The following is a 22,535-nucleotide window of genomic DNA, read 5'->3' as shown; positions in this document are numbered from 1 at the left end:
AGTTCATCCTCCGTGTGGGCCGAACAGCGCCATCGGCACAAACACCAGATCGAAGCCCAGATTGAATGCTAGGAAAACCGATGGCGCGTATCGGATACGCCAACCTTCCTCCCGCCCGAAACGCAGGCGCTGAAAAATGGCGCTGATAGCGATGCCGACTAAGGTGGAGGGAAATATGTATCCGGCATTTATTGGATATTCTTTTTCTAGAAAATACAAAAATCCACAATTGGATAAGAAAATAGAAAAATTTAATATAAAAAATGATATTTTGGATTCTGGTTTCATCATTCCATTGTCTCCGTATTGAAGCCGCGGAGATTCAGTTCTCTGTCCATTTTCTGCAAATAAACGCTGTAATATCGATTTGTTAAAATGGACATATATGTGGTGTGTGCAACCACTGCTCCCGCGAATTTTCCCAAACGGTTCAAAGCAATAGCAGTTGGCGTGGCAGCAGTGACGTTTGAGGTAACACTCGTAACATCAGCAACCCCCTGGAAAGCAGCATGGTACGCCAAGACGTCACGAGTCTCCAAAAGCGCTGGGAATGCCCAGGGAGAGCGGAAAACGTCTCGCATCAATGACAACAGCCGCGCCGATATGGCGATCATGTTCCGATCCCTCTGCAGTGCGGCAGTCTCCTCCGCAAGATTTCGTAAGTCAGCCGTATCCAGGCGGCGCAGATAGAGCATCCGCCTCAAGAGCGGCATTATTCTGGGGTCATCGAAGCCCGGTGGCGGCGATGCTTCGATGGGGATGAGTTCAATGAGAAAAATCCGAATGGGCTTCAGATAGAATATGTGCAGAAGCTCCTGATCAGACACTGACCTATAGGGTCCAGGGCCAGTCAATATGGGCATCTGCTTTTCTCCAGTGAGAAATTGCCTGATGTCTTTCTCCTCTCTGGCGGTTCTCCGTTCAACCGTTCAGCAGCGGTAATCTGTTTGGGCGAAGACGCCATCTTGGGGATGGCGGATTCTTTCGCCGCGTTTCATCGACGGCCTTGTGGCGGTCGTTCCCTTACAAGCCAACCAGGAATCCCCCCATGACAACCGACACAATCCCCGTGCCGGCGGTGAGCCCGCGCGTGCATTATCTGGCGGATGGCGTGGCCAGCCGCTTTGCCTTTGCCTTTCCCGTCTATGCGGCGGCGGACCTGACCCTGCATCTGGATGACGCGCCCATCACCATGGGCTACAGCCTGGATGGGCTGGGGGAACCGGGTGGCGGGGCCGTGACCTTCGCCACCCCGCCGGCAGCCGGCAGCCGCATCACCATTCAACGCCGTGTCTCGCTGGACCGGCAGGCTGATTTCCTGGAAAGCGGGGCGATTTCTGCCCGCAGCCTGAACAGCCAGTTGAACCGGCTGACCGCCATGGTGCAGCAACTGGCCGCTGACCAGGACAAGATGCTGAAACTGGCCGCTACCGATCTGCCGGCCTCCCCCCTGTTGCCGGGGCGGGATGTGCGGGCCGGCAAGGCGCTGGGCTTTGACGAGGCCGGCAACCCGGTGGCGCTGGGCCTGGATGCCCTGCCGACCACCGCCCAGGCCAGCGCCCATGGGGCGGGTGCCGTGGCCCGCCCGGTGGCGGACAAGCTGCGCGATCTGGTCTCCGTGCGGGATTTCGGGGCCGTCGGTGATGGGGTGGCCGATGATACGGGGGCCATCCTGGCCGCACTGGCCGCCCATCGCTCCGTCTTTCTGCCCGCCGGCACCTATCGCACCAGCGCCACCATCACGCTGGGCTATGGCCAGACGCTCTATGGGGAGGGGGAGGGCAGTGTGATCCAGGCGCGCGCCACCGCCTATGACCCCGTCAACCTCCCAGAATATCCAAGCCAATTCAACGCGGTGGAGATGGTGGACGGCTATGCAGCACTCCGCAACCTGCGCATTGTCGGCGGGGCATCGGGCGTGAAGATCTATGGCCGCCAGGGGCCGGCGGTGAAGAATGTGGTGGAGAACATTTCCATCTGGGACAGCCTGATCGGGCTGGTGCTGGATGGGTATGACGATACCAACCGCCCCTGTTACTGGAACCATATTGCCCGCGTGCTGGTGGCCCGCCCCGCCCTGCATGGTGTGCTGTTGACGGTGGAAGGCGATGGCGACACGCCCAATGCCAACAAGTTCCAGGATATCCGTGTCTACAGCCTGTCCGCCCCCATGAGCGGCTGCGGCTTCTTTGTTTCCGCCGGGCGGTTCAACAATGCCTTCACCGATTGCGAGGCCAACCTGCATCCGGGTGCTGAAGCCTGTATGCGGCTGGGGGCGGCGACAGACCAGAATCTGATCGTCAATTTCTATGCGGAAAGCTTAGGCGCCTTGCCGGGCATTCGTATTGATAATGGCAGCCAGAATAGCGGCATCGTCAACCTGTTCAGCGCCACCGCCGGCCAGCCCATCTGGGATCCGACGGGCAAGCGCGCCTATACTGCCGTCAATGCCGGCTATCCGCTGCGCAACCTGTTGAAGGAAACCCACATCACCGACCTGCGGGTGGAGGGGTTCAGCGTCGACACCACCTATGTGGAGCCGGACGCCGGCGGGCTGGTGGATGCGGCTCTGACCTCCACATCCCATCTGGTATCGGCTTTCGGGGGAGAGGTGGAATTCCGCCTGCCCGCCGCCAGCACGGCCAATGGCCGGATGTTGACCATCAAGAAGACCGATGCCAGCGCCAACCCGGTGCGGGTGACGGAACTGGGCGGGCCGGGGCCGGATGGCAGGCCGGTGGTGCTGGCCAGCCGTTATGACAGCGTGTCGGTCATTTCCAACGGGGCCAACTGGTGGGTGACGGGCGGCACGGCCCAGCCCGGCAATGCGGAATTCCGTGATGTGGGCGGGTTGTTTGAACCTGATTTGGCCAAGTCGCTCTATCTGGTCAGCGGCGGCGATGGCGATGTGGAGGTGCGCCTGCCCAGCCCATCGGCCACCCAGGCGGTTGGCCGTAGCCTGACCATCAAAAAGGCCGATGACAGTGACGGCGTGGTGACGGTGACAGCCGCCAGCGGCACCGGGCCGGATGGCCGCGTCTGGCGGCTGGGCAAGCGCTATGAATATGTGCGGGTGTTTTCCAACGGGGCCGGCTGGTGGGTGACGGCCGCCAGCCGCAGCCCGGCCCCGCTGCATTTCCATGAAGCGGCGGGCCTGTTCCAGCCCGATCTGGGGGCAGCATTCTATCTGGTATCGGCCTATGCCGGCCCGGTGGAAGTGCGCCTGCCGGCACCGGCAGAGGGCAATAGCGGCATCGCCGTCACCATCAAGAAGACCGACCCCGGCAGCCACCCCGTCACCATCAGCAGCGGCGATGGCACCACCGGGCCGGATGGCGGGCGGGTGACGCTGGCGGCCCAGTATGACGGGGTGGTGGCGCTCTCCAACGGGGCGGCCTGGCATCTGGTCGGGCGCTGCCGATGACAGCGCCCCCGCCTGAGACGCTGGATTTCCAGCAATTCGTCGCGGCGTGGAATGGGGAACAGGGGATGGGCACGCCGGCCCTGCACGCCGATATTTGCCAGTGGCTGGAGGCGCAATGGCGGCAGGGAAGGCGGGAATTGCTGCTGCTGGCCTTCCGCGACAGCGGCAAATCCACCCTGATCGGCCTGTTCTGCGCCTGGCTGCTCTATCTGGCGCCGGATCGGCGGGTGCTGGTGCTGGCTGCCGATTATCATCTGGCGAAAAAGATGGTCCGCACGGTCAAGCGGGTGGTGGAGCGCCACCCCGCCTGCCAGGGCCTGAAACCCGCCAAACCGGAACTCTGGGGATCGGAGGAATTCATCATCGCCCGTGACCGGGTGGGGCGCGACCCCTCCATGGCGGCCAAGGGGGTGACAGCGAACTTCACCGGATCACACGCCGATATCGTGGTCTGTGATGATGTGGAGGTACCCAACAGTGCCAATACCAGTGGCAAGCGGGCCGAGTTGCGTCAACGCCTGGCGGAAATCGCCTATGTGCTGTCGCCGGGGGGCCTGCTGCTCTATATCGGCACGCCGCACACCTTCCATTCCATCTATAGCCACGCGCCCTGTGCGGAGCTGGGGGAGGAGGTGCCGTTTCTGGACGGGTTCGCCCGGCTGGAAAAGCCGGTGCTGACGGCGGATGGCCAGTCCGCCTGGCCGGAACGCTTCCCGCCCGACGCCATTGAACGTATCCGCCGCCGCAGCGGGTCCAACAAGTTCACCAGCCAGATGCTGCTGATCCCGGTCTCCACCGAGGATGGGCGGCTGGAGCCGGAACGGCTGCAAACCTATGAGGTGGAATTGCAGATCATCCAGGCCGGTGGGGAAACCCGCTTCCGGCTGGCGGACCGTGCCTTGCGCACTTTGCGGCTCTGGTGGGATCCCGCATTGGGAACCCGCCGCCGCAATGCCCGCAAGGCCGGTGACGGCAGTGTCGCCGTGTTGCTGGGCGAGGACGGCAGGGGCCGGTTCTTCCTGCACCGCATCCGCTATCTGGCGGTGCCGGCGGGGATGGAGAAACAGGCCGGGGCCGTGCAATGCGGCCAGATCGCCGACATGGTGGCGGAATTTGCCATCCCCAATGTGCATGTGGAGGCCAATGGCATCGGCTCCTTCCTGCCGGAAACCCTGCGCGGGGTGCTGACGGAACGCGGGCTGAAGGCGCGGGTGGTGGCCGAAATCTCCAACCGGCCCAAGGCAGAACGCATCCTGTCGGCCCTGGATGCCCCGCTTTATCGCGGTGACCTGTTCATCCATGACAGCGCCCGCGACACGCCTTTTCTGGCGGAAATGCGGGAATGGCGCCCTGGCGGCAAGGGCCATGATGATGGCTTGGACGCCGCCGCCGGCGCCATCCTGGCCTGCCCCCCGCAACTGCCGGAAAACCGGTCGGCCCGGTCTCTGGTGGTGGCTGCGGGGGATTTTGCGGTGTGACGGGGGGCTTTCCACTCATCAACCGTCATTCCCGCGCAGGCGGGAATCCAAGCAACAGTGCCATTCTCTCACCGGTCTCTGATGGAAGCGTTTGATGGATTCCCGCCTGCGCGGGAATGACGGTGGGAGAGTCTGAAAGGCTGAGCAATTCGCCCGACGAGAGTGTTTTAGCGCCTTTTCCAACACAACTATCCCGATCAGGAGTCCCCCAAAATGAACCCCGCCCCCACCCTTGATCTGATCTGGTGGATCACCGCCATTGAACTGCCGGCGCTGGCCGGGCTGTTCTGGCTGGTGCAGCAGACGCGCAAGGATAATGAACAGGCCCTCGACCCGCTGCGGCGGGGGCTGGAAACCACCTCGGCCCAACTGCGTGAGGCGCTGGCCGCCTATAAGCTGGAAGTGGCCAAGAATTATGCCTCCATCGCCGATGTGAAGGCGCTGGAAGATCGGTTGACCAGCCATCTGCTGCGCATCGAAACCAAGCTGGATGGCCGTCTGGCCGATGGCGGTGTGCGATGAGCCGGCCTTGCCTCGTCCCCGATACCGCCCCACCCGCCCCGCCGCCGCGCGCGATCGGCAGCGACCCAGCCGATGAACTGGCCCGTTCCATCTGGGCCACGGCGGCGGCGCTGGGCGTGCGGGCGATGGAGGCGCTGGCCGCCATGGCAGTCAACCGGGCGCGGTTGCTGGGCGTCAGCCCCGGCCATGTGGCGCGCGATGGGGAATTGTTCGCCTGCCGGCTGCCCTTTCATCCGCTGCATGGTGCCATGATGCAGTCGACCAGCCATAACCCAACCTTCGCCATGGCCCTGCGCATTGTCCGGCGGGCCATGAACCCGGCCCCCGGCCAACCCGATCCCAGCCGGGGGGCCACCTGTTTTCATGCCAGCGGCGATCTGCCGGCCTGGGTGGCGGCAGCCAGCCCGGTGGCGGAAATATCAGGCATCCTCTTCTATGTAATGCAGCCTGAGTCACAGCAATAATGCATAAAAGAAAACGCCGCTGGGGTGGCGAACCCCGGCGGCGTTAAGGTCAGAACAGGGAGAGAAGAGAGACTACGAGAACAGGAACACAAAACCGCGCTGAAGGTTGCATCAATCAGCGGCGCGCAACATGGCAGTGTAAACCGCCATCGCCGCCTCGATGCTGATGCTGCCGGCCTGCGCGCCTGCCGTCAGCATTTCCTGGGTAGGTTTGACCGGAACGGCCGTCAGGCCACGAATGCCCATCTGCTCCACCTCGTTCAACGCCTGGCGCATACGGTCGCTCAACGCGGCGTCATTCACGGCATGAAGGGAACGGGCGGCATCTTTCATCGTGGCATTCCTTAATTTGGCGCTGTTCGGTCGGCCATTGGCCATGACTGAACTATATGCTGATAAACCCGTTCATTACTACTATTCGGACGTATAGAGGTCCGATATCCTCACCCGACATTCGTACAGGGGGCCTGTTGCAACCGTGATCGGGGGGTTAAATCCACCCCGGTCGATCCCGCCACCGGTCTGGCGAAATGAACGCATTATAGCTAGGGTGTCGGTCGCATCCGGAACAGCCCCGCCTGATTGGACAAAATGGCTCACCCCATCTTTCACATGTGCCGCAGCCTGGAATGGCAGGCGGCCCAGACCGCCGGCCGCTATAATGGCTCCTCCCAGGATCAGGCGGATGGTTTTATCCATTTCTCCACCGCCACGCAGTTGCCGGAAAGTGCCGCCCGTCACCGCACGGGCCAGACAGGATTGCTGTTGCTGACCGTGGATGCGGATGCCTGCGGCGATGCCCTGAAATGGGAAGCCTCACGCGGGGGGCAACTGTTCCCCCATCTTTACGGCCCGCTGCTGCCGGGTGCGGTGCTGCGGGTCGATCCGCTGCCGCTGGGCGATGATGGCCTGCATATCATGCCGGCCCATGTGGCCGATGCTGCCGCCGGGGAGGCTGTGTGATGGCCGGTTTCAACCTTTATCATCTGGCCCGCCCGCTGCTGATGGCGATGGATGCGGAAAAAGCCCATAACCTGACGGTCAAGGCGCTGAAGACCGGCCTGCTGCCCCCCTTGGGCGGGCGCGATCCGGCCGTGCTGGCCGCCCGTGTCTTCGGGATTGATTTCCCCAACCCCGTTGGGCTGGCCGCCGGCTTTGACAAGAATGCCGAGGTGCCGGACGCCATGCTGGGGCTGGGCTTCGGTTTTGTTGAATGCGGCACGGTCACGCCGCGCCCGCAGGAGGGCAACCCCAAGCCCCGGCTGTTCCGGGTGCCCAACGTGCGCGGGGTGATCAACCGGTTCGGCTTCAACAATGCCGGGCTGGATGTCTATTGCACCCATCTGCGCCAGCGCCATGGCCGCCCCGGCATCGTGGGCGGCAATGTCGGCAAGAACAAGGAAACGGCGGACGCCGCCACCGATTATGTCGCCTGTATCGAACGGGTGGCCCCGCTGGTGAATTATCTGGTCGTCAATGTCTCCTCCCCCAACACGCCGGGCCTGCGCACGCTGCAATCGCGCGACGCACTGGCCCATCTGCTGGGCCAGTGCCTGGAAGCGCGCACCCGGTCGGGCACGCGCCCGCCGCTGCTGCTGAAGGTGGCACCCGACCTGACAGAGGAGGACAAGGCCGATATTGCCGCGGTGGTGCTGGACAGCGGCATTGACGGGCTGATCGTCTCCAACACCACCCTGGCCCGCCCGGCCGAGATTCCGGCGGAACTGGCATCCCAGGCCGGCGGTCTGTCGGGCGTGCCGCTGATGGCGCCCTCCACCCGCGTGCTGGGCGAGTTTTACCGCCTGCTGGGCGGGCGGCTGCCGCTGGTGGGCGTGGGCGGTATTGCCTCAGGCGCTGATGCCTATGCCAAGATCCGCGCCGGGGCCAGCCTGGTGCAGTTCTATTCCGCCATGGTCTATGAAGGGCCGGGGCTGGTGGGCCGGGTCAAGGCGGAGCTGGCGCGCCTGCTGGCTGCCGATGGTTACCTCACGGTGGCGGAAGCCGTGGGGGCCGATCATCGCGCACCCCGCCGCACGGCACAGGAATAGGCCCCGCCCATGCGCTGGTTCCGCCACCTTGTCTTTGCCGGTGTTTATGTGGCCCTGGCCGTTACCGTGGCGCTGACCCTGCCCTTGTCGGTGGAGGGGATGGACCGGCATACCGGCATCCTGTTCGGGCTGGTCATCCTCACCTTTGGCGGGCTGCTGCATGAATTCTGGGCCCGCCAGGATGCCCAGGAACGCAATGACCGCCGCCTCTGGCACCTGCGCGAACAGCAGGAAGAGGTGATGGAGATGGTGGCCGCCCTGGAACGCCGGCTGGAGGATGGCCAGCCCCTGGTCCGGGGGGAGGTGCAGGCCGTGCTGTCGGAGGCGCGGGTGCTGGAACAGCTGGCCGGCCAGCTGCCGCCGCTGCGCAGCGCCCCGGCCGAGCCGCCCCCCGCCCCCCGGACCGCCGCCGCCCCCGCCCGGCCGCCGCTGACGGCCATGCCGGCGCCGGTCTCATCCTATCCGCCCCCGGCGGCCGATGCCGCCGCCATCCTGGATCAGGTGCGCGATGCCCTGCGCACCGACAAGGTGGATATCTTCTTACAGCCCGTGGTCAGCCTGCCGCAGCGCCGGCATCGCTATTACGAGCTGTTTTCCCGCATCCGGGCGGGGGAGGGGGCGGATGGCAAGCCGCTTTACCTGCTGCCCGAACAATATCTGGGCGTGGCGGCAGAGGCGGGGCTGATCGCCACCATCGACAATCTGCTGCTGTTCCGCTGCATCCAGCTGGTGCGGGAAACGGAGAAGCGGCACCAGAATGTCGGCTTCTTCTGCAACATCTCCGCCGCTACGCTGAACGATGCCGGCTTCATGCGGGAATTTGTCTCCTATATGGGGCAGCATCCCGATCTGGCCTCCAAGCTGATTTTCGAGCTGAGCCAGGATCAGTTGATGCAGGGCGGCCTGTTTGCCACCGGCTTTCTGGATGGGCTGCGGCGGCTGGGCTTTCGCTTTTCCATGGATCAGGTCTGGCGGCTGGATATGGACTGGTCGGAACTGGCCCGCCACGATATCCGCCATGTGAAGCTGGATGCCGCCCGCCTGCTGGACCCGGATGGCCGTTTCGCCGACCCGCGTGCGGTGCGCGACCTGCGCCAGGAACTGGACCGGGCCAATATCGACCTGATCGTGGAAAAGATTGAAACCGACGCCCAGCTGATCGAGCTGCTGGACCTCTATATCGATTTCGGCCAGGGCTATCTGTTCGGCGAACCGCGATTGGCCAAGAAGCAGGGATAATGCCAACGGTCATGGCTCTTGGAGGTCATAAATTCCCTCCGTGTCTGTCCGGAAACTTAGGGTGTTTTGCGAAGCCTTGCCACGTCACCACCGTCATTCCCGCGAAGGCGGGAATGACGGTTAAGGGGCTGGAAAGTCGTCAGAAGTTCATGGGCGGACTTTCAGTGATCGGACGGGGTGCCGTTATGCCAGGGTACGCGGGAAGCTCGCTCGCATAAGCGCGCCCCGCCCCTGGCGGGTGGCTGCCAACCACTCGCATCTGCCATGCCGTACCCGGCCTTGTCGTGGGAACGGGCAAGGGCCACCCTTCCGGCCATTATCCAACCTCCAGCCGGAAGCACGCATGACCGCCCTGCCGCTGATCGACGGACTGTCCGCCATCGTTGACCGTTATGACGGCTTCATCCTGGATCTCTGGGGCGTGATCCATGATGGAGTCCGGCCTTATCCCGGTGTCGTCCATTGCCTGACGGAGCTGCGCAACCGGGGCAAGCGGGTCTGCCTGCTGTCCAATGCCCCCCGCCGCGTGCCGGCCGCCGTGGCCAAGCTGAATGATATGGGTGTGGATGTTGACCTCTATGACGCGATCTTCACCTCTGGTGAGGCGACGTATGAGGCGTTGCTGGACCCGCCGGACGAATGGCACCAGGGGCTGGGCCGCAACCTGTTCCATATCGGCCCGCCGCGCGACAATGATGTCTATGAGACCTTGCCCAATCGCCGCCGGGCCCATACGCCCGATCAGGCGGATTTCGTGCTGAATACCGGCATTGATGATTTTGACGAGACGCTGGCCGATTACGAACCCGTGCTGACCGCCTGTGTGGAGCGCCGCCTGCCGATGCTCTGCGCCAACCCCGATCTGGTGGTGGTGGTCGATAACAAGCTGGTGATCTGCGCCGGGGAGCTGGCCCGCCGTTATGAGGATCTGGGCGGGGAGGTGCGTTACCACGGCAAGCCCCACGCCCCCGTCTATCGCCGCTGCTTCCAGCTGCTGGGCGATCTGGCACCGTCGCGTATCCTGGCGGTGGGCGACAGCCTGCGCACCGACATTGCCGGTGCCAATGAAGCCGGTATCGATGGGTTGCTGGTGACCGGTGGCATCCATCGGGAGGAACTGGGGGCGAATTGGGGCAGCCATCCCGATCCGCAGTCCCTGGGGCAACTGGTGGAAACCAGCGGCCACCGCCCTGTGGCGGCGATTCCGGGCCTGCGCTGGTAATATCAAGTTGCGATGAGGTCAACTCATCGCAACTTGGTACGGCGACGACTGCCGCCGCGCCGCGCGTGCGGCGTAGCCAAGCCAGCGGATGCTGGCGCCGGCGATTTCATGCCGCTGACGTAAGGGAAGCGCTTTCAAGGGCGGTGATACCGAGCAAGGATATCACCGCCCTCTATCTTTGACGAATTCGTTTCTTTTTTGGATATTATTTCCGACCCAAGCGGATAAGCCCTCTCGGGCCGATGGGTCTTCTTTGCTACCCTTCGTCGAAAATGCACAGGGCTTGACGGAAAGTGGTTGAATATCCCGCCGTTGTGCCGAATGGCGCCTGCTCCTCAGCCAGTCCGGCCACCGGAATTGGCTGCGACGCGGTACGGAAATAAGACAGGATGAAGATGCGCAGCGCTGCCGTCAGCGCGCTGTCCCCGCGTCGCCCATCGATCATGGTGACGATCTCGTGCACGCCGCGGGCTTCCCGCCGGCAGATATCCGCCAGACTATCCCATAAAAGCGGCTCCATCCGCACAGAGGTACGGCGGCCCCCCACAACCACATTGCGGCACACGGCACGCATCGATTCCGGGGCGACATCATCGGGTTGAGACGGGGGGCGACGCTTGGCTGCCATACGGGGACCGTCCGTCCTATTTTCAAGGGTGGTTCACAGTTGTGCGGAACATATTGAATCTACTTGTATGTGACAATGGGTTGTCGAAGGTATTATGACGCTGTCTGGTCATAAGACATTTCCTATGTGGAAATGTTCCCCGCCCTGTGGGTGACAATCCGGGGCGATGGCGTCGAAATTTCATCTGCCTTTGGCGCATCTCTGCATCCCGGACATGGACACCGTGCCCGGCTGCGCCTAGTTTATCGCCCATGAGGGACGAGCCATACGATAGCGACCCGGCCCTGGACGCCGACTGGAACTCCATCGCGCTGCGGGGCGGGGTGGCCAGCCTGCGCGTGCCGGCCAGCTGGCAGCGCCTGTCACGCGATGATGGCGGGCTGGCTTTCCAGTCGCCGGGGGCGAATCCGGTCGACCTGCTGGTCTCCGTCACCACCTATCGCAATCCTTATGGCGTCCATGCGGATGAGGCCATCCAGTATCTGGACCGGGAGAATGTGCTGCCACGCGGCATTGTCCCGTCGGACGATGAAGGCCCGGCAGGGGATGAGGAGCGGCGCTGGGTTGCCTATGCCGTGGCCCAGCCGCCCGATCGGCAGATTTTCGTCTGGAAGGTGGCGGATTTCCAGCCGCCAGACCATGTGCGCGTCGTCTCCCTGCAATTGCATGTGCCGGCCCTGTCCAGTGCGGCACCCGACCTGGGCGCCCTGATCGACCGGCTGGGGGAGGAGGCGGCGCGCATCAAGTTCCACCCGGCCCCCGTGCAGGGGCCGGTGCAGCGCGTCACCATGCGCAATGTCAGCCATGGGGATCAGGTACGGTTCCGCCTGCCCTGGGATTGGGTGAGTGTGCGGGAAGAGGAACTGACCCTGTTCCATCGGGAAGAGACGGGCAGCGGCACGCTGCGCGTCGCCGTCCATGGCTTCAATCATGAAGGGCCGGAAGCCCAGCTGCTGGCCCGTACCGTGCTGCGCCAAACGGCGGAGCAGTTTGCCGAAGGGCCCGATGGCCGTGTCGGCCATGGCAGCCTGGAATGGCTGGAACATGGGGAGGTGATGGCCCGATTCGTCACCGACGGGGAGGAGGATGGCGAGAAATTACGCTTCTTCCTCTGGCTGCGGGGCGTGGCACAGGAAGGCCAGACCATCGTTGCCCTGTTCAGCTTCGCCTATCCGCTGGCCGCCTGCGGGGGAGAGCGGGAGAGCACGCTGGTGACCATGCTGGAACGGGAAATCCGTCAGGCCATGATCGGCCCCGCCAGCGAGGAAGAGGGGGATGGCGATGATCTTGCCGCTGCCATTCCCGGCATGGATGGCGGCGGCTTCAGTCTGGCCGACCTGCTGGATGTCGATGATTGCGACGATATGGATGAAGAGGATGACGATGCCGATCCGTCGCCCCCCTTCTTCCCCAGCTCCTATGAAGAGGGGCTGCTGGATGAGGAGGATGAGGACGAGGAGGATGACGACGACGATGATGAGGGGGATGAGGGCGGGCCGATCGGCAATGCGTGACACCAAGTTGCCATGGAGTGAACTCATCGCAACTTGGTAATGCGGCGACCGCCGCCGCGCGGCCCATGCCGCGTGAAGCCAAGCCAACGGATGTTGGCGCCGGTGATCAAGGCAAATGAGCCCGCCCCCCCCCCGGCTCAACAGAGCAGCATCGCCTCCTGTTCGATCAGCAGCCGCACCGGCGCACCGGCGGCCTGTTCCGGCGGTTGGTCATCGAAATGGATGATGCCCAGCAGCCGTCGATCCCCGTCGCCGCAGCCGAATGGCAGCAGCAGCCGGCTGTAACGGATTCCCAGGCCGCCGGGCAGTTCCACCCGCACCCGGCTCCAGTTCGGGCGGGCGGCGCCATGGGCGCGCAGGTAAGAGGCGGCGGCCCCCTCGAAGGCCGGCATCAGCCCCGTATCTATGTCCCGCCCGGTTGCGTCCGTTCCGCTGAACCGCGTCAGCGCGCTGCCATATAGGGTGAAGCGGGGCATGGAACCATCGCGGGGAAACCGCACCATCAGCAGATGGGCCAGCCAGGGCCGCAACGGGGCGATCAGATCGCCATTCCAGACCGGCAATCCATCGTCCAGCCGGGGCAATTGCCGCCACCAGGGCAACAGCGATTGCAGCACCGGCAGTCGTGCCGGTTCGCCGGTTTGCAAGGGGGGCTGCGGCGCGCGCTGAGACGCGGCTGCTCTCCCCATCATTTCGTGTGCAGCCATGAAAGCGGCCTATCTCTTCAAAGGTGATGGATGGTGCCTGTCAGACGGGGGCCTGTCCACTGCATCCATGCACCAAAGGGATAGGTGGGCTGCGTTCGGTGGGGATTCCGCGCTGACCGCAGGGGTTTCCGGTGGAAAATCCTAGGCGTGATGGCCGCGCTGACGGATATCCTGCACAAACCGTTCGATCTCGCGGTTCAGGTCGGCGGAAAGGCTGCCCAGATTGCCGATCCAGTCTTCGATTCCATCGGCGGAACGCAGGGTGGCAGTCGCCCCGCTGGAAATTTCCTTTACCCTTTCAGAGGCGCGCCGGGCCGCCTGGGCGGCGGCACCGGCATTGTGCCCCACCTCCCGGATGGCCTGTGATTGCTGGTGAACGGCGCCGGCAATAGCGCTGGCATTGCCGTTCACCGCATCAATGGTGCTGGCCACCCGGCCGATGCTGGCCACAGCCTGGGCGACATTGGCCTGCAGGCGGCCGATCTGCTCCCCGATCTCATCGGTGGCGCGGGCGGTCTGGTTGGCCAGCGCCTTCACCTCGGTGGCCACCACGGCGAAGCCCTTGCCGGCATCGCCTGCCCTTGCCGCCTCGATGGTGGCATTCAGGGCCAGCAGGTTGGTCTGGCCGGCAATGTCATTGATCATGGCCACGATGTCGCTGATCTGGGTGGCGGCGGTGGAAAGCCCATCGACCACCTGCCGGGCCGCCAGCGCCTCGCGCGCGGCCTCCTGGCTGGTGCGGGCGGCACCGGTCACCTGCTGGGTGATCTCCCCGCTGCTGGCATCCAGCTGCTGCGCCGCCCCGGCGGCGGATTGCACATTGGTGGCGGCCTGATCGGCATCGCCGGCGATGCTGGTTGCGGCACCTTCGGCCTGTCGGGCCTTGCTGGCCATGTCGGCGGACAGGGTACGCAACTGCGCGATGCCTTCCCCGATCTGCCGTACCGTGTCACGTACCCTTGCCTCAATGGCGTCCGCCACGCCCAGCAGCAGACGCTGCTGTTCCGCCTGCGCGGCGGTGGCGCTGGCGGCCTGACTGGCCTCCAGCGCCTGCTTATCCACGGCCTGCGCACGGAAAAAGTTGGTGGCCTCGGCCATCTGCTGCAGCTCGTCGCCGCTGGTCAGCACCGGTACGCCCGTGTCCAATCGTCCTTGGGCCAGGTGGCGCATGGCCGCTGTCAGGCGCCGAACTGGCCGAATGATGCTGAGCCCCACCAGAAGCAATGCCAGGGAAACCAGCACCAGGGTAGCCAGATAGCTGATGCCGACCAGCAAGCTGGACCGGGCGATCCAGCTTTCCTGCTCCGCCCGCGCTTTGGCCAAGTCCGACTGGATCAGGTTGTTCAGATTGCCCAACTCGTCATTCAGCGTGGCCGCGGCGGCATCGATTTCATCGTCCAAGGCGGCGAAGCGGGCATCGTCAGCACCTGTTTCCACAGCAGGCACCAGCCCTTCCAGCAGGGCGCGGCGCAACACAGCTAACTGTTCGGCGGCCGCGCGGATAGCAGCCGCTTCCCCGCTTGCCATGCTCTGGCGCTGCCAGTCGGCAATGTGGGTGGAAAGCTGGCTCAGTTCTTGATTGATGATCTTGCGCCGCTCATCGTCGACACGACCATCGGTGCGGTCGACGATGATATCCATGGCCACCAGCGCCAGTTCCAGCGCACTGCGCCGCGCCGCCTCCACCTCGGCCACCTGGGCCTGCCGGCTGTTGGTCTGGCTGATCTTGTCCGCCAGCACCCCATGCATCCAATAGGTGCTGACACTGATGACACTCAGCCCCGCCAGCGCGATGCACCAGACAAGCAATAACTTGCGACGGATGGTCCAATGCATGGTGCCTCTCTCGCGTTCCGTCGCCCGGTCAGGGCTTCAACAAAATGTCCAATGGAGGTGGGAGAGGTTATCGCGCCCGCTGGCGCACTTGTAGATATGCTTCGGGATATTACTGGTTTTGTTGTCACCCATTCCCAGGGCTCGTGCGCAAAACGACAACACCCCGCCGGACAGCATCCGGCGGGGTGTTGCGCATCAGTCCCGAAAGGGAGTGATGAATTACTCGGCGATGGAACGGCCGTTCTTCATGCCGCGGCCCGTGGTGCGCTCGGCGATACGGGCGGACTTGCCGGTCAGGCCACGCAGGTAATACAGCTTGGCGCGACGGACCTGACCCTTGCGGACCAGCTCGATGCTGTCCAGACGCGGGCTGTACAGCGGGAACACGCGCTCCACACCTTCGCCGTAGGAGATCTTGCGGACGGTGAAGCTGGAATTGATGCCGGCGTTCTTGCGGGCGATCACGACACCTTCGTAAGCCTGAATACGCTCACGGGTACCTTCGGTCACCTTCACGTTCACCTTCACGGTGTCGCCGGGGGAGAAGGTCGGGATCTTCTTGCCTTCGGACAGCTTGGCAACCTGTTCGGCTTCCAACTTCTGCAGAATGTTCATCATACTCATCCTTCACTGCTGCCGCTGTTCCCGTCCGGGGATACAACGGCTGTTGTTGGCTCGGCCGCTACCCTGCGGGTGCGGCGTTTCTTCACCTTTGGGACCGGGCGGCTTTCCAGATAGGCAGACCACAGGTCAGGCCGTCGGGCCGCTGTGATCTGTTCTGCCTGTTCGAGCCGCCAGGCCCGGACCTTCTCATGGTGGCCGGAAAAAAGGACTTCCGGCACCGCACGGCCATTCCAGACGGGTGGCCGTGTATAATGGGGGTACTCTAACAATCCCCGCTCAAAACTCTCTTCCCCTGCCGTCTCCACGTTGCCCATGACGCCCGGCAGCAGCCGGACCACGGCGTCGATCAGACAGAGGGCTGCCGGTTCACCACCGGACAGCACGAAATCACCCAGAGAAACCTCCTCCAGGTGATGTTCCTCGATGACCCGCTCATCCACCCCTTCATACCGCCCGCACAGCAATGTGACGGACCCTTCCTGCGCGATCTCTCGCACAAGAGCCTGATCCAGCACGCGACCGCGCGGGGAGAGGTAGACAAGCCGACCCCGTTTGATGCCTTTGGCTTCCTGACGGGCCAATGCTTCCCGGATGGCTGCATCCAGCACATCCGCCCGCATCACCATGCCAGGGCCACCGCCGAACGGGGTGTCGTCCACGGAGCGATGCTTATCGCGCGCGAATTCGCGGATGTCCAGCGTTTCCAGCGCCCAGGTGCCGCGTTCCAGCGCCTTTCCGGCCAGTGAAAGCCCCAATGTGCCCGGAAACATCTCCGGGAACAGGGTCAAAACACTGACATGGAAGGCGGGCTGTTCAGCCGGCGTATGGGGGCTTTGCACGTCGGACATGGGATCAACGGGCCTCGCCCGTCTCCTCCGCTGCTTCTTCGCCCGAGTCGGTCACTGCCGGTTCATCATCCAGGTCCAGCTTGCCGCCCATTTCCGCCAGCTCTTCCGGGTCCGGCTTGGCCGGGGTGAAGAGGTTGACGGGCGGCGATACCAGCACGCGGGACGCCTTCACATCCACCAGCGGCACGCAGGCACGGCTGAAGGGGATGAAGACAGTCTTGCCGGAGACATGGTTGATCTCCAGCATGTCGCCGGCGCCGAAATCATGGATGGCCTTGATGGTCCCGAAAGCGACATCGCCTTCCGGGCCCTCGGTCACGGTCACCAGCCCGATCAGGTCGGTATGGTAGAACTCGTCCTCATCCTCGATCGCGGGCAGGCGGTCGCGGTCAACGAACAGGCGCACGCCCTTCAGCGCGTCGGCGGCATCACGCCCCTTCACGCCGCTGGCCTCGACCAGAATATGGTCCTTGCCCATGCCGGTCATGCGCAGGGTGAACTGGCGCGTGCCGGTCTCGTCGGTCAGCGGGTTGTAATCGAACAAGGCTTCCGGGTCGGCGGTGAAGCTCTTCACCCGCAGACGTCCATGAACCCCATGCGATCCAATGATCTGGGCGACGCAAACGCGATCGGTCATTACAAATTCCTTGATGAAACCGGGGACCGGCAGGCTAGAGCCGTGTGCGTTTAATCGGAAACGCACACGGCTCTAAGCCCTTGTTCAGCGAGCAGATTCACGCTCCAAAGCGATTCCGCTTTTCCGCGATCTACTCTAGGGGCCGCCGGTCCCCCGCCTCATTACTCGGCGGCGGCTTCAGCGGCCTTGGCGGCCAGCTTGGCGCGCTCCTGGGCCTTGGCCTTGGGCGCGGACTTCTTCGGGCTCTCGATGATGGCCGGGGCCTCGATCAGGTTGGCCTTGCCCAGGAACTTGGCAACGCGGTCGGTCGGCTGCGCGCCCTTGGACAGCCAGCCCTTGATGGCCTCTTCCTTCAGCACCACGCGCTCCGGGTGATCGGAGGCCAGCATCGGGTTGTAGGTGCCAACCTTCTCGATGAAGGCGCCATCGCGCGGGGCGCGGCTGTCGGCAACGACGATGCTGTAGAACGGACGCTTCTTGGAACCACCACGGGCCAGACGGATCTTCACGGACATTTGATTACTTCCTTGGTTTAAAAGCTATTCTCTGGATGGGACAGACCGTCTGAAGCCTGTGCCCGTCCAGATCGGGCACGAAAGACGGGAGAGATGTGACGCCGGATACCGGCATCACGGGATGGCAGGCCAGGGTGCTGAGGCACCCATTATGGCCACCATGGGACAGCGGGGGCGGCACATCAGCCCTTCCCCCGCAATTGCACGTCGGCCCATTCCGGGGCCAGCAGCCCGTAAATGGCGCTGTCGACAAGTTCATTTTCGCGGGCAAAGCCCTGGCGGCGTACGCCTTCCAGGGTGAAACCCAGTGCCCGCACCACCCCGGCAGAGGCCAGATTGCGCGGGTCCAGCACCGCTTCCACGCGGCTTTTGCCCAGATCGACAAAGGCATGGCGCAGCAGGGCGACCCCGGCGGCCTTCACCAGTCCGCGTCCACGGGCGGCCGGCACCAGGATATAGCCCAGCTCAATCTGCGCCTTGGTTTCCTTGTGCAGCAGCGCCCAGCCCAGGCATTCCCCCCCATCGGTGGTGATGGCCCAGTTGCGGCTGCCGGTGACACCGGCCACGATGCCGGCGATCTTGGCGCGCGTCTGGTCGATGCTGGGATAATGGGCGTGCGGCATATACCGCATACTGTCTTCATCGCCATAGGCGGCGTGCAGCGCATCGGCATCGCCGTTGCGCAGCGGGCGCAGCACCACCGGCCCCTCCTGCAGCACCGGCGTGCGCGGGGGCAGGTGACGCTTGGCCCGCCATTCATCGGCCAGCAGGCCGAACACGCCGGTATCCAGATAGTCCCCGCCATAGAGATAATCGCGGCGCTGCAACCCTTCCTGGGTGAAACCCAGCCGGCGCAGCAACCCGCCCGAGGCGTGGTTGCGCGGGTCGATATTGGCGGCCAGCCGGTGCAGGCCCCAGACCTCGAACCCGTAATCCAGCACGGCGCGCATCGCCTCTTCCGCGTAACCCTGGCCACGCAGCGTGGGGGAGAGGATATAGCCGACCCAGCCCATCCGGTCCTTGGCCGCGAAGATGGTGGTCCAGCCCAGGCAATGCTGCCCGTCGGTGGTGATGGCCCAGGTACGGCAGGTGCCATCCTCCACCAGCGCCCGATCCAGCGAGGCTTCCGTCTGGTCCAGGCTGGTATGGGGCGGGTGGGACCAGTATTTCATGCTGTCCGGATCGGACAGCAGCGCGTGCATGGCCGGCAGATCGGCCCGCGACAAGGGGCGCAGCACCAGCCGCGCCGTCATCAGCGTCGCATGATCGGGGGCGGAGGCCGCTCCACCCGTATCCTGACCCACCGGCAGAACCATCAGCGCATACCCTTGGGCATCAGGGCACCCAGGCCCTGGCGCATCAGGCCCTTCTGGCCCAGCTTCTTCATCTTCTTCATCATTTCCGACATATCCTGATACTGCTTGATCAGGCGGTTGACGTCGGCCACCGTCACCCCGGCACCCAGCGCAATGCGGCGGCGGCGGGACGCATTCAGGATATCGGGCTTCTTACGCTCTTTCTTGGTCATCGACAGGATGATGGCTTCCTGGCGCTTCAGGATCTTCTCGTCGATATTGGCGTTTTTGAGCTGTTCCTTGATCTTGCCCACACCGGGCAGCAGGTTCAGCATCCCGCCCATGCCGCCAAGCTTGGTGATCTGGCGCATCTGGGTCAGCATGTCTTCCAGGTCAAAGCCGCCTTTTTCCAGCTTCCTGGCCAGCTTTTCGGCTTCTTCCTTGTCAATGCTCTCGGCGGCCTTTTCCACCAGGCTGACCACGTCGCCCATGCCCAGGATGCGGCCGGCGATACGGTCGGGGTGGAACGGCTCCAGCGCGTCGGTCTTCTCCCCCACACCCATCAGCTTGATGGGCTTGCCGGTGACATGGCGCATGGAAAGCGCGGCACCGCCGCGCGCGTCACCGTCGATACGGGTCATGACAATGCCGGTGATGCCCACCCGGTCATTGAAATTAGTGGCCACGGTCACGGCGTCCTGGCCGGTCATGGCATCCACCACCAGCAGGCTTTCCACCGGCTGGGTGGCGTCGCGGATCGCCACCACCTCGTCCATCAACTCCTCGTCGATGGCAAGGCGACCGGCCGTATCCAGCAGCACGACGTCAAACCCTTCCAAGCGCGCCGTTTCCATGGCACGCTTGGCGATCTCCACCGGGGTCTGGCCCTTGACGATGGGCAGGGTAGCGACACCGGTCTGTTCACCCAGAACCTTCAACTGTTCCTGGGCGGCGGGGCGGCGCGTATCCAGCGACGCCATCAGAACCTTTTTCTTCTCGCGGTTCTTCAGGCGCAGGCCGATCTTGGCCGAGGTGGTGGTCTTGCCCGAGCCCTGCAGGCCCAGCATCAGAATCGGCACCGGCGGCACGGCGGACAGGTTGATATCCTCAACCGTGCTGCCCAGCAGTTCCACCAGATGATCATGCACGATCTTGATGACCATCTGGCCCGGATTGATGCCGCGCAGCACCTCCGTCCCGATGGCCTTTTCCTTCACGCCGGAGACGAACGCCTTCACGGCGGGCAGGGCGACGTCGGCTTCCAGCAGGGCGATGCGGACTTCGCGGAGCGCCGCATTGACGTCATCCTCCGACAACGCCCCGCGCTTGCGCAGGCGGTCGAAGATATCGCCAAGCCGTCCCGTCAGACCATCGAACATCCAAATCCTCCTGGTCGCCCTTGCCGCCGCACCCCTGGCTTTTGCGAATGGGGTATCCCCAAACGCAAAAGCGCCAGTGCGCGACACTCGCGGACTGGCGGGGCGCCTTGGCGCCGATAGACCGTACCGGGAAAGGCCAACCCTGTCCCGGAATGATGAGCGGGTGATACAGGGACAGGGGAATTGAGTCAATAACGCTGCCTGGCGGGCTGGTCTGCGCCTGCCTTGCCAGAGGATATACCGATTTCGGGTGGGTTTTCAGAAAGTCTTTGTTGAAACCATAACCACCTGTCATCACACTGGTGTTAACCCGTTGTTGTGCGGTGTGGGGAATCTGGGGACCATGGCTGGAACGATCGGGCAGGAACCGGACCGTTCGCGTATGTCGGTGGCGGAGCTGCAGGGCGTTCTCGGTCGCCATCAGGCTTTCTTGCGCCGGCAAGCTGGCGGCGTGCGCGCCAGCTTGAAGCTGCGCGACCTCAGCCATATGGATCTGTCGGGCTTCGATCTTGCCGATGCCGACCTGTCGGGGGCCAAGATGTTCGGCACCCGGCTGACGGGCACCAATCTGGCCCGAGCCAATCTTTACGCCACCGATCTGCGCCTGGCCAATCTGGAAGGGGCGGACCTGCGCAAGGCCGATCTGCGGGGGGCCTGTCTGCGCGGCGCCGTGCTGTCGGAGGCGCTGCTGGTCGACAGCGACTTGCGCGACGGCACCATCATGCATGTGCGCGGCAATGGCGACATTTCCCTGCATGAGTTCGAGGCGATCGAGGTGGCGACCGAAATGTCGGTGGCCACCATCCGTGCCGCTGACCTGTCACGCGCCCGCCTGTCCAATGCCTTTGTCATGCAGACGGACCTGACGGATGCCATCATGCGCGGCACCAAATTCATCCGCGCCAATCTGACCAATTCCAATCTCACCGGCTGTGATCTGACCGGGGCCGACCTGCGGGAGGCCAACCTGTCCGGGGCCACGCTGGCCGGCGCCAACCTGTCCGGGGCGGACCTGAATGCCACCCGCTTCCTCAATGCCGATCTGATCGGCGTCATCATGGATGATGCCACCCGACGCACGGCCAATCTGGCCGGTGCCGTCACGGCGCGGGAACTGGGGGCGGACGGGCGCGACCTGGCCCGCATCCTGGCCGATCACCGGCAATGGGTGGACAGCAATGGCAAGGCCGGTATCCGGGCCGACCTGTCGGGGGTTGATCTCAGCGGACAAGACCTGTCGGGGCAGGTTCTGTCGGCCGCCCTGATGCATTGCACCATGCTGCGCGGGGCCACGCTGGCCGGGGCTACCCTGCCCATGGCCGATCTGTCGCTGGCTGATTTGCGCGGGGCTGATCTGTCCAAGGCCGATCTGCGCGGTGCCTCCCTGGAACGCGCCACCCTGTCCGGGGCCAAGCTGCTGGGGGCGAAGCTGGGGGCGGTGCAGATACAAAGCAATGCCAGCCGGCTGTGGAGTGCCAATCTGCTGCGGGCGCGTTTCGATGGGGCCGACCTGACCGGGGCGGACCTGCGCCGCGCCGTGCTGGGGCAGGCCAACCTGATCGGCGCCATCCTGTGCGAGGCGAAGCTGGCCGATGCCAATCTGGTGGGCGCCGATCTGTCCGGTGCCATCTGCAGCGGCGCGGATTTCACCCATTGCGACCTGCGTGACGCCCGTTTGCAGGGCGCCCAGGATCTGCCGATTCTTTAAGGCTGTTTTGGCTCCCAGGCGGGGGGCGTGCTGTTTCTCCACCCGTCATCGCTGCCGGTGGGGGCGATGGCCTTTCTGCTTAAATGCCGCCAGTCCGGGCCGACGCGGGGGTGGGGGCGGGCATCCCGTCGGCAACCCTGGGCCTGCCGGGGGCTGGGGCCTTGCTGGCCAGCATGGGGGGAACAGGTGCATCCAGCCAGCCCCACCGCGATGCCCCCTGGCAGCGCCCCGCCCACGCGTAGGGTTTCAATTGTGGCAATTCAAGTAGGTGCCCATCCGCAGAACGCAACCGGCCCATCGCCCGCGTTCATGGCTGCTGTGATGTGACGCACATCGAACGTCGTTCACCCCCGGATATACCAATCACACCACACGAAGCCGCAGCGATCGATCAATCATCGGGCCGGTGACGTGAATGGAAGAGCAAATAAGTAGGTTATCCTGATC

Annotated in this window: 22 protein-coding genes; 10 read left to right on the top strand and 12 right to left on the bottom strand. The window is 64.0% G+C overall.

Annotated elements, in window-relative coordinates; genetic code table 11:
- Positions 1-3: 3 nt before the first annotated feature.
- Both GE253_RS02860 and GE253_RS02855 read right to left on the bottom strand, forming a co-directional pair.
- The gene (locus tag GE253_RS02860; RefSeq protein WP_153202583.1) at positions 4-291 is read right to left on the bottom strand and encodes a hypothetical protein; all 288 of its coding nucleotides are present in this window, start codon (positions 289-291) and stop codon (positions 4-6) included.
- Positions 288-827, bottom strand: coding sequence for a hypothetical protein (locus tag GE253_RS02855; protein WP_153202582.1), 540 nt, complete (start codon positions 825-827; stop codon positions 288-290). The genes GE253_RS02860 and GE253_RS02855 overlap by 4 nt, the downstream gene beginning before the upstream one ends.
- A gap of 221 nt (positions 828-1,048) precedes the next feature.
- Here GE253_RS02855 and GE253_RS02850 point away from each other — a divergent pair, with 221 nt between their 5' ends.
- From GE253_RS02850 to GE253_RS02835, 4 genes are all read left to right on the top strand, one after another.
- A complete protein-coding gene (locus GE253_RS02850; protein ID WP_153202581.1) occupies positions 1,049-3,424 on the top strand; it encodes a glycosyl hydrolase family 28-related protein in 2,376 nt (791 codons plus the stop codon).
- Positions 3,421-4,902, top strand: a complete 1,482-nt coding sequence (gene terL / locus GE253_RS02845; RefSeq protein ID WP_153202580.1) for a phage terminase large subunit — start codon at positions 3,421-3,423, stop codon at positions 4,900-4,902. Before GE253_RS02850 ends, terL begins: the two co-directional genes overlap by 4 nt.
- A gap of 213 nt (positions 4,903-5,115) precedes the next feature.
- Positions 5,116-5,424: a hypothetical protein gene (locus GE253_RS02840; protein WP_153202579.1), complete on the top strand. Its 309-nt coding sequence runs from the start codon at positions 5,116-5,118 to the stop codon at positions 5,422-5,424.
- On the top strand, positions 5,421-5,888 hold the full coding sequence (locus GE253_RS02835) for a cell wall hydrolase (protein ID WP_153202578.1): 468 nt from the start codon (positions 5,421-5,423) through the stop codon (positions 5,886-5,888). Before GE253_RS02840 ends, GE253_RS02835 begins: the two co-directional genes overlap by 4 nt.
- 111 nt (positions 5,889-5,999) lie before the next feature.
- Here GE253_RS02835 and GE253_RS02830 read toward each other — a convergent pair whose 3' ends face one another.
- Positions 6,000-6,221: a hypothetical protein gene (locus GE253_RS02830; RefSeq protein WP_153202577.1), complete on the bottom strand. Its 222-nt coding sequence runs from the start codon at positions 6,219-6,221 to the stop codon at positions 6,000-6,002.
- 258 nt (positions 6,222-6,479) lie between these two features.
- On the opposite strand from GE253_RS02830, the gene GE253_RS02825 reads away from it, so the two are divergent.
- The 4 genes from GE253_RS02825 to GE253_RS02810 all read left to right on the top strand — a co-directional run bounded on the left by GE253_RS02825 (position 6,480) and on the right by GE253_RS02810 (position 10,397).
- Positions 6,480-6,851, top strand: a complete 372-nt coding sequence (locus GE253_RS02825) for a DUF952 domain-containing protein (protein ID WP_173012460.1) — start codon at positions 6,480-6,482, stop codon at positions 6,849-6,851.
- Positions 6,851-7,936 carry a quinone-dependent dihydroorotate dehydrogenase gene (locus tag GE253_RS02820; RefSeq protein WP_153202576.1) on the top strand — a complete coding sequence of 362 codons (1,086 nt, stop codon included), beginning with the start codon at positions 6,851-6,853 and terminating at the stop codon, positions 7,934-7,936. The genes GE253_RS02825 and GE253_RS02820 overlap by 1 nt, the downstream gene beginning before the upstream one ends.
- Before the next feature lie 9 nt (positions 7,937-7,945).
- Entirely contained in the window at positions 7,946-9,175 is a 1,230-nt protein-coding gene (locus GE253_RS02815) for an EAL domain-containing protein (RefSeq protein ID WP_153202575.1), read from the top strand.
- A 343-nt stretch (positions 9,176-9,518) separates the two neighbouring features.
- Positions 9,519-10,397, top strand: a complete 879-nt coding sequence (locus tag GE253_RS02810; RefSeq protein ID WP_173012459.1) for a TIGR01459 family HAD-type hydrolase — start codon at positions 9,519-9,521, stop codon at positions 10,395-10,397.
- Between the two features lie 256 nt (positions 10,398-10,653).
- Here GE253_RS02810 and GE253_RS02805 read toward each other — a convergent pair whose 3' ends face one another.
- Entirely contained in the window at positions 10,654-10,971 is a 318-nt protein-coding gene (locus GE253_RS02805; RefSeq protein ID WP_153202574.1) for a ribbon-helix-helix domain-containing protein, read from the bottom strand.
- A 305-nt stretch (positions 10,972-11,276) separates the two neighbouring features.
- On the opposite strand from GE253_RS02805, the gene GE253_RS02800 reads away from it, so the two are divergent.
- Positions 11,277-12,539, top strand: a complete 1,263-nt coding sequence (locus GE253_RS02800) for a hypothetical protein (protein ID WP_153202573.1) — start codon at positions 11,277-11,279, stop codon at positions 12,537-12,539.
- Between the two features lie 137 nt (positions 12,540-12,676).
- Here GE253_RS02800 and GE253_RS02795 read toward each other — a convergent pair whose 3' ends face one another.
- The 8 genes from GE253_RS02795 to ffh all read right to left on the bottom strand — a co-directional run bounded on the left by GE253_RS02795 (position 12,677) and on the right by ffh (position 20,380).
- Positions 12,677-13,186 (bottom strand): hypothetical protein, encoded by a 510-nt coding sequence (locus tag GE253_RS02795; RefSeq protein WP_173012458.1) that lies wholly within the window; start codon positions 13,184-13,186, stop codon positions 12,677-12,679.
- Positions 13,187-13,387: 201 nt separating this feature from the next.
- Positions 13,388-15,082 carry a HAMP domain-containing methyl-accepting chemotaxis protein gene (locus GE253_RS02790; RefSeq protein WP_153202571.1) on the bottom strand — a complete coding sequence of 565 codons (1,695 nt, stop codon included), beginning with the start codon at positions 15,080-15,082 and terminating at the stop codon, positions 13,388-13,390.
- Positions 15,083-15,301: 219 nt separating this feature from the next.
- Positions 15,302-15,697 carry a 50S ribosomal protein L19 gene (gene rplS / locus GE253_RS02785; RefSeq protein WP_089288576.1) on the bottom strand — a complete coding sequence of 132 codons (396 nt, stop codon included), beginning with the start codon at positions 15,695-15,697 and terminating at the stop codon, positions 15,302-15,304.
- Positions 15,698-15,702: 5 nt separating this feature from the next.
- Positions 15,703-16,554, bottom strand: coding sequence for a tRNA (guanosine(37)-N1)-methyltransferase TrmD (gene trmD, locus GE253_RS02780; RefSeq protein ID WP_153202570.1), 852 nt, complete (start codon positions 16,552-16,554; stop codon positions 15,703-15,705).
- Between the two features lie 4 nt (positions 16,555-16,558).
- The gene (gene rimM / locus GE253_RS02775; protein WP_153202569.1) at positions 16,559-17,191 is read right to left on the bottom strand and encodes a ribosome maturation factor RimM; all 633 of its coding nucleotides are present in this window, start codon (positions 17,189-17,191) and stop codon (positions 16,559-16,561) included.
- Between the two features lie 161 nt (positions 17,192-17,352).
- A complete protein-coding gene (gene rpsP, locus GE253_RS02770) occupies positions 17,353-17,706 on the bottom strand; it encodes a 30S ribosomal protein S16 (RefSeq protein WP_089288579.1) in 354 nt (117 codons plus the stop codon).
- Positions 17,707-17,888: 182 nt separating this feature from the next.
- Positions 17,889-19,022: a GNAT family N-acetyltransferase gene (locus tag GE253_RS02765; RefSeq protein WP_153202568.1), complete on the bottom strand. Its 1,134-nt coding sequence runs from the start codon at positions 19,020-19,022 to the stop codon at positions 17,889-17,891.
- Entirely contained in the window at positions 19,022-20,380 is a 1,359-nt protein-coding gene (ffh, locus tag GE253_RS02760) for a signal recognition particle protein (RefSeq protein WP_153202567.1), read from the bottom strand. The genes GE253_RS02765 and ffh overlap by 1 nt, the downstream gene beginning before the upstream one ends.
- 343 nt (positions 20,381-20,723) lie before the next feature.
- On the opposite strand from ffh, the gene GE253_RS02755 reads away from it, so the two are divergent.
- Positions 20,724-22,088 (top strand): pentapeptide repeat-containing protein, encoded by a 1,365-nt coding sequence (locus tag GE253_RS02755; protein ID WP_153202566.1) that lies wholly within the window; start codon positions 20,724-20,726, stop codon positions 22,086-22,088.
- Positions 22,089-22,535 lie beyond the last annotated feature (447 nt).

The organism is Niveispirillum sp. SYP-B3756 (assembly GCF_009495745.1).
In the GTDB taxonomy this organism is placed as follows: Bacteria; Pseudomonadota; Alphaproteobacteria; order Azospirillales; family Azospirillaceae; genus Niveispirillum.
This window is presented reverse-complemented; position numbering and strand designations above follow the sequence as displayed.

What these genes read in the sequence shown, in the direction of transcription:
- rimM (WP_153202569.1), bottom strand. Translation starts at nt 17,191, where the DNA reads ATGACCGATCGCGTTTGCGTCGCCCAGATCATTGGATCGCATGGGGTT.
- GE253_RS02755 (WP_153202566.1), top strand. Translation starts at nt 20,724, where the DNA reads ATGGCTGGAACGATCGGGCAGGAACCGGACCGTTCGCGTATGTCGGTG.
- GE253_RS02765 (WP_153202568.1), bottom strand. Translation starts at nt 19,022, where the DNA reads ATGGTTCTGCCGGTGGGTCAGGATACGGGTGGAGCGGCCTCCGCCCCC.
- trmD (WP_153202570.1), bottom strand. Translation starts at nt 16,554, where the DNA reads ATGTCCGACGTGCAAAGCCCCCATACGCCGGCTGAACAGCCCGCCTTC.
- GE253_RS02850 (WP_153202581.1), top strand. Translation starts at nt 1,049, where the DNA reads ATGACAACCGACACAATCCCCGTGCCGGCGGTGAGCCCGCGCGTGCAT.
- GE253_RS02825 (WP_173012460.1), top strand. Translation starts at nt 6,480, where the DNA reads ATGGCTCACCCCATCTTTCACATGTGCCGCAGCCTGGAATGGCAGGCG.
- GE253_RS02810 (WP_173012459.1), top strand. Translation starts at nt 9,519, where the DNA reads ATGACCGCCCTGCCGCTGATCGACGGACTGTCCGCCATCGTTGACCGT.
- GE253_RS02835 (WP_153202578.1), top strand. Translation starts at nt 5,421, where the DNA reads ATGAGCCGGCCTTGCCTCGTCCCCGATACCGCCCCACCCGCCCCGCCG.
- GE253_RS02790 (WP_153202571.1), bottom strand. Translation starts at nt 15,082, where the DNA reads ATGCATTGGACCATCCGTCGCAAGTTATTGCTTGTCTGGTGCATCGCG.
- terL (WP_153202580.1), top strand. Translation starts at nt 3,421, where the DNA reads ATGACAGCGCCCCCGCCTGAGACGCTGGATTTCCAGCAATTCGTCGCG.
- GE253_RS02815 (WP_153202575.1), top strand. Translation starts at nt 7,946, where the DNA reads ATGCGCTGGTTCCGCCACCTTGTCTTTGCCGGTGTTTATGTGGCCCTG.
- ffh (WP_153202567.1), bottom strand. Translation starts at nt 20,380, where the DNA reads ATGTTCGATGGTCTGACGGGACGGCTTGGCGATATCTTCGACCGCCTG.
- rplS (WP_089288576.1), bottom strand. Translation starts at nt 15,697, where the DNA reads ATGAACATTCTGCAGAAGTTGGAAGCCGAACAGGTTGCCAAGCTGTCC.
- GE253_RS02860 (WP_153202583.1), bottom strand. Translation starts at nt 291, where the DNA reads ATGATGAAACCAGAATCCAAAATATCATTTTTTATATTAAATTTTTCT.
- GE253_RS02805 (WP_153202574.1), bottom strand. Translation starts at nt 10,971, where the DNA reads ATGCGTGCCGTGTGCCGCAATGTGGTTGTGGGGGGCCGCCGTACCTCT.
- GE253_RS02820 (WP_153202576.1), top strand. Translation starts at nt 6,851, where the DNA reads ATGGCCGGTTTCAACCTTTATCATCTGGCCCGCCCGCTGCTGATGGCG.
- GE253_RS02840 (WP_153202579.1), top strand. Translation starts at nt 5,116, where the DNA reads ATGAACCCCGCCCCCACCCTTGATCTGATCTGGTGGATCACCGCCATT.
- rpsP (WP_089288579.1), bottom strand. Translation starts at nt 17,706, where the DNA reads ATGTCCGTGAAGATCCGTCTGGCCCGTGGTGGTTCCAAGAAGCGTCCG.
- GE253_RS02800 (WP_153202573.1), top strand. Translation starts at nt 11,277, where the DNA reads ATGAGGGACGAGCCATACGATAGCGACCCGGCCCTGGACGCCGACTGG.
- GE253_RS02830 (WP_153202577.1), bottom strand. Translation starts at nt 6,221, where the DNA reads ATGAAAGATGCCGCCCGTTCCCTTCATGCCGTGAATGACGCCGCGTTG.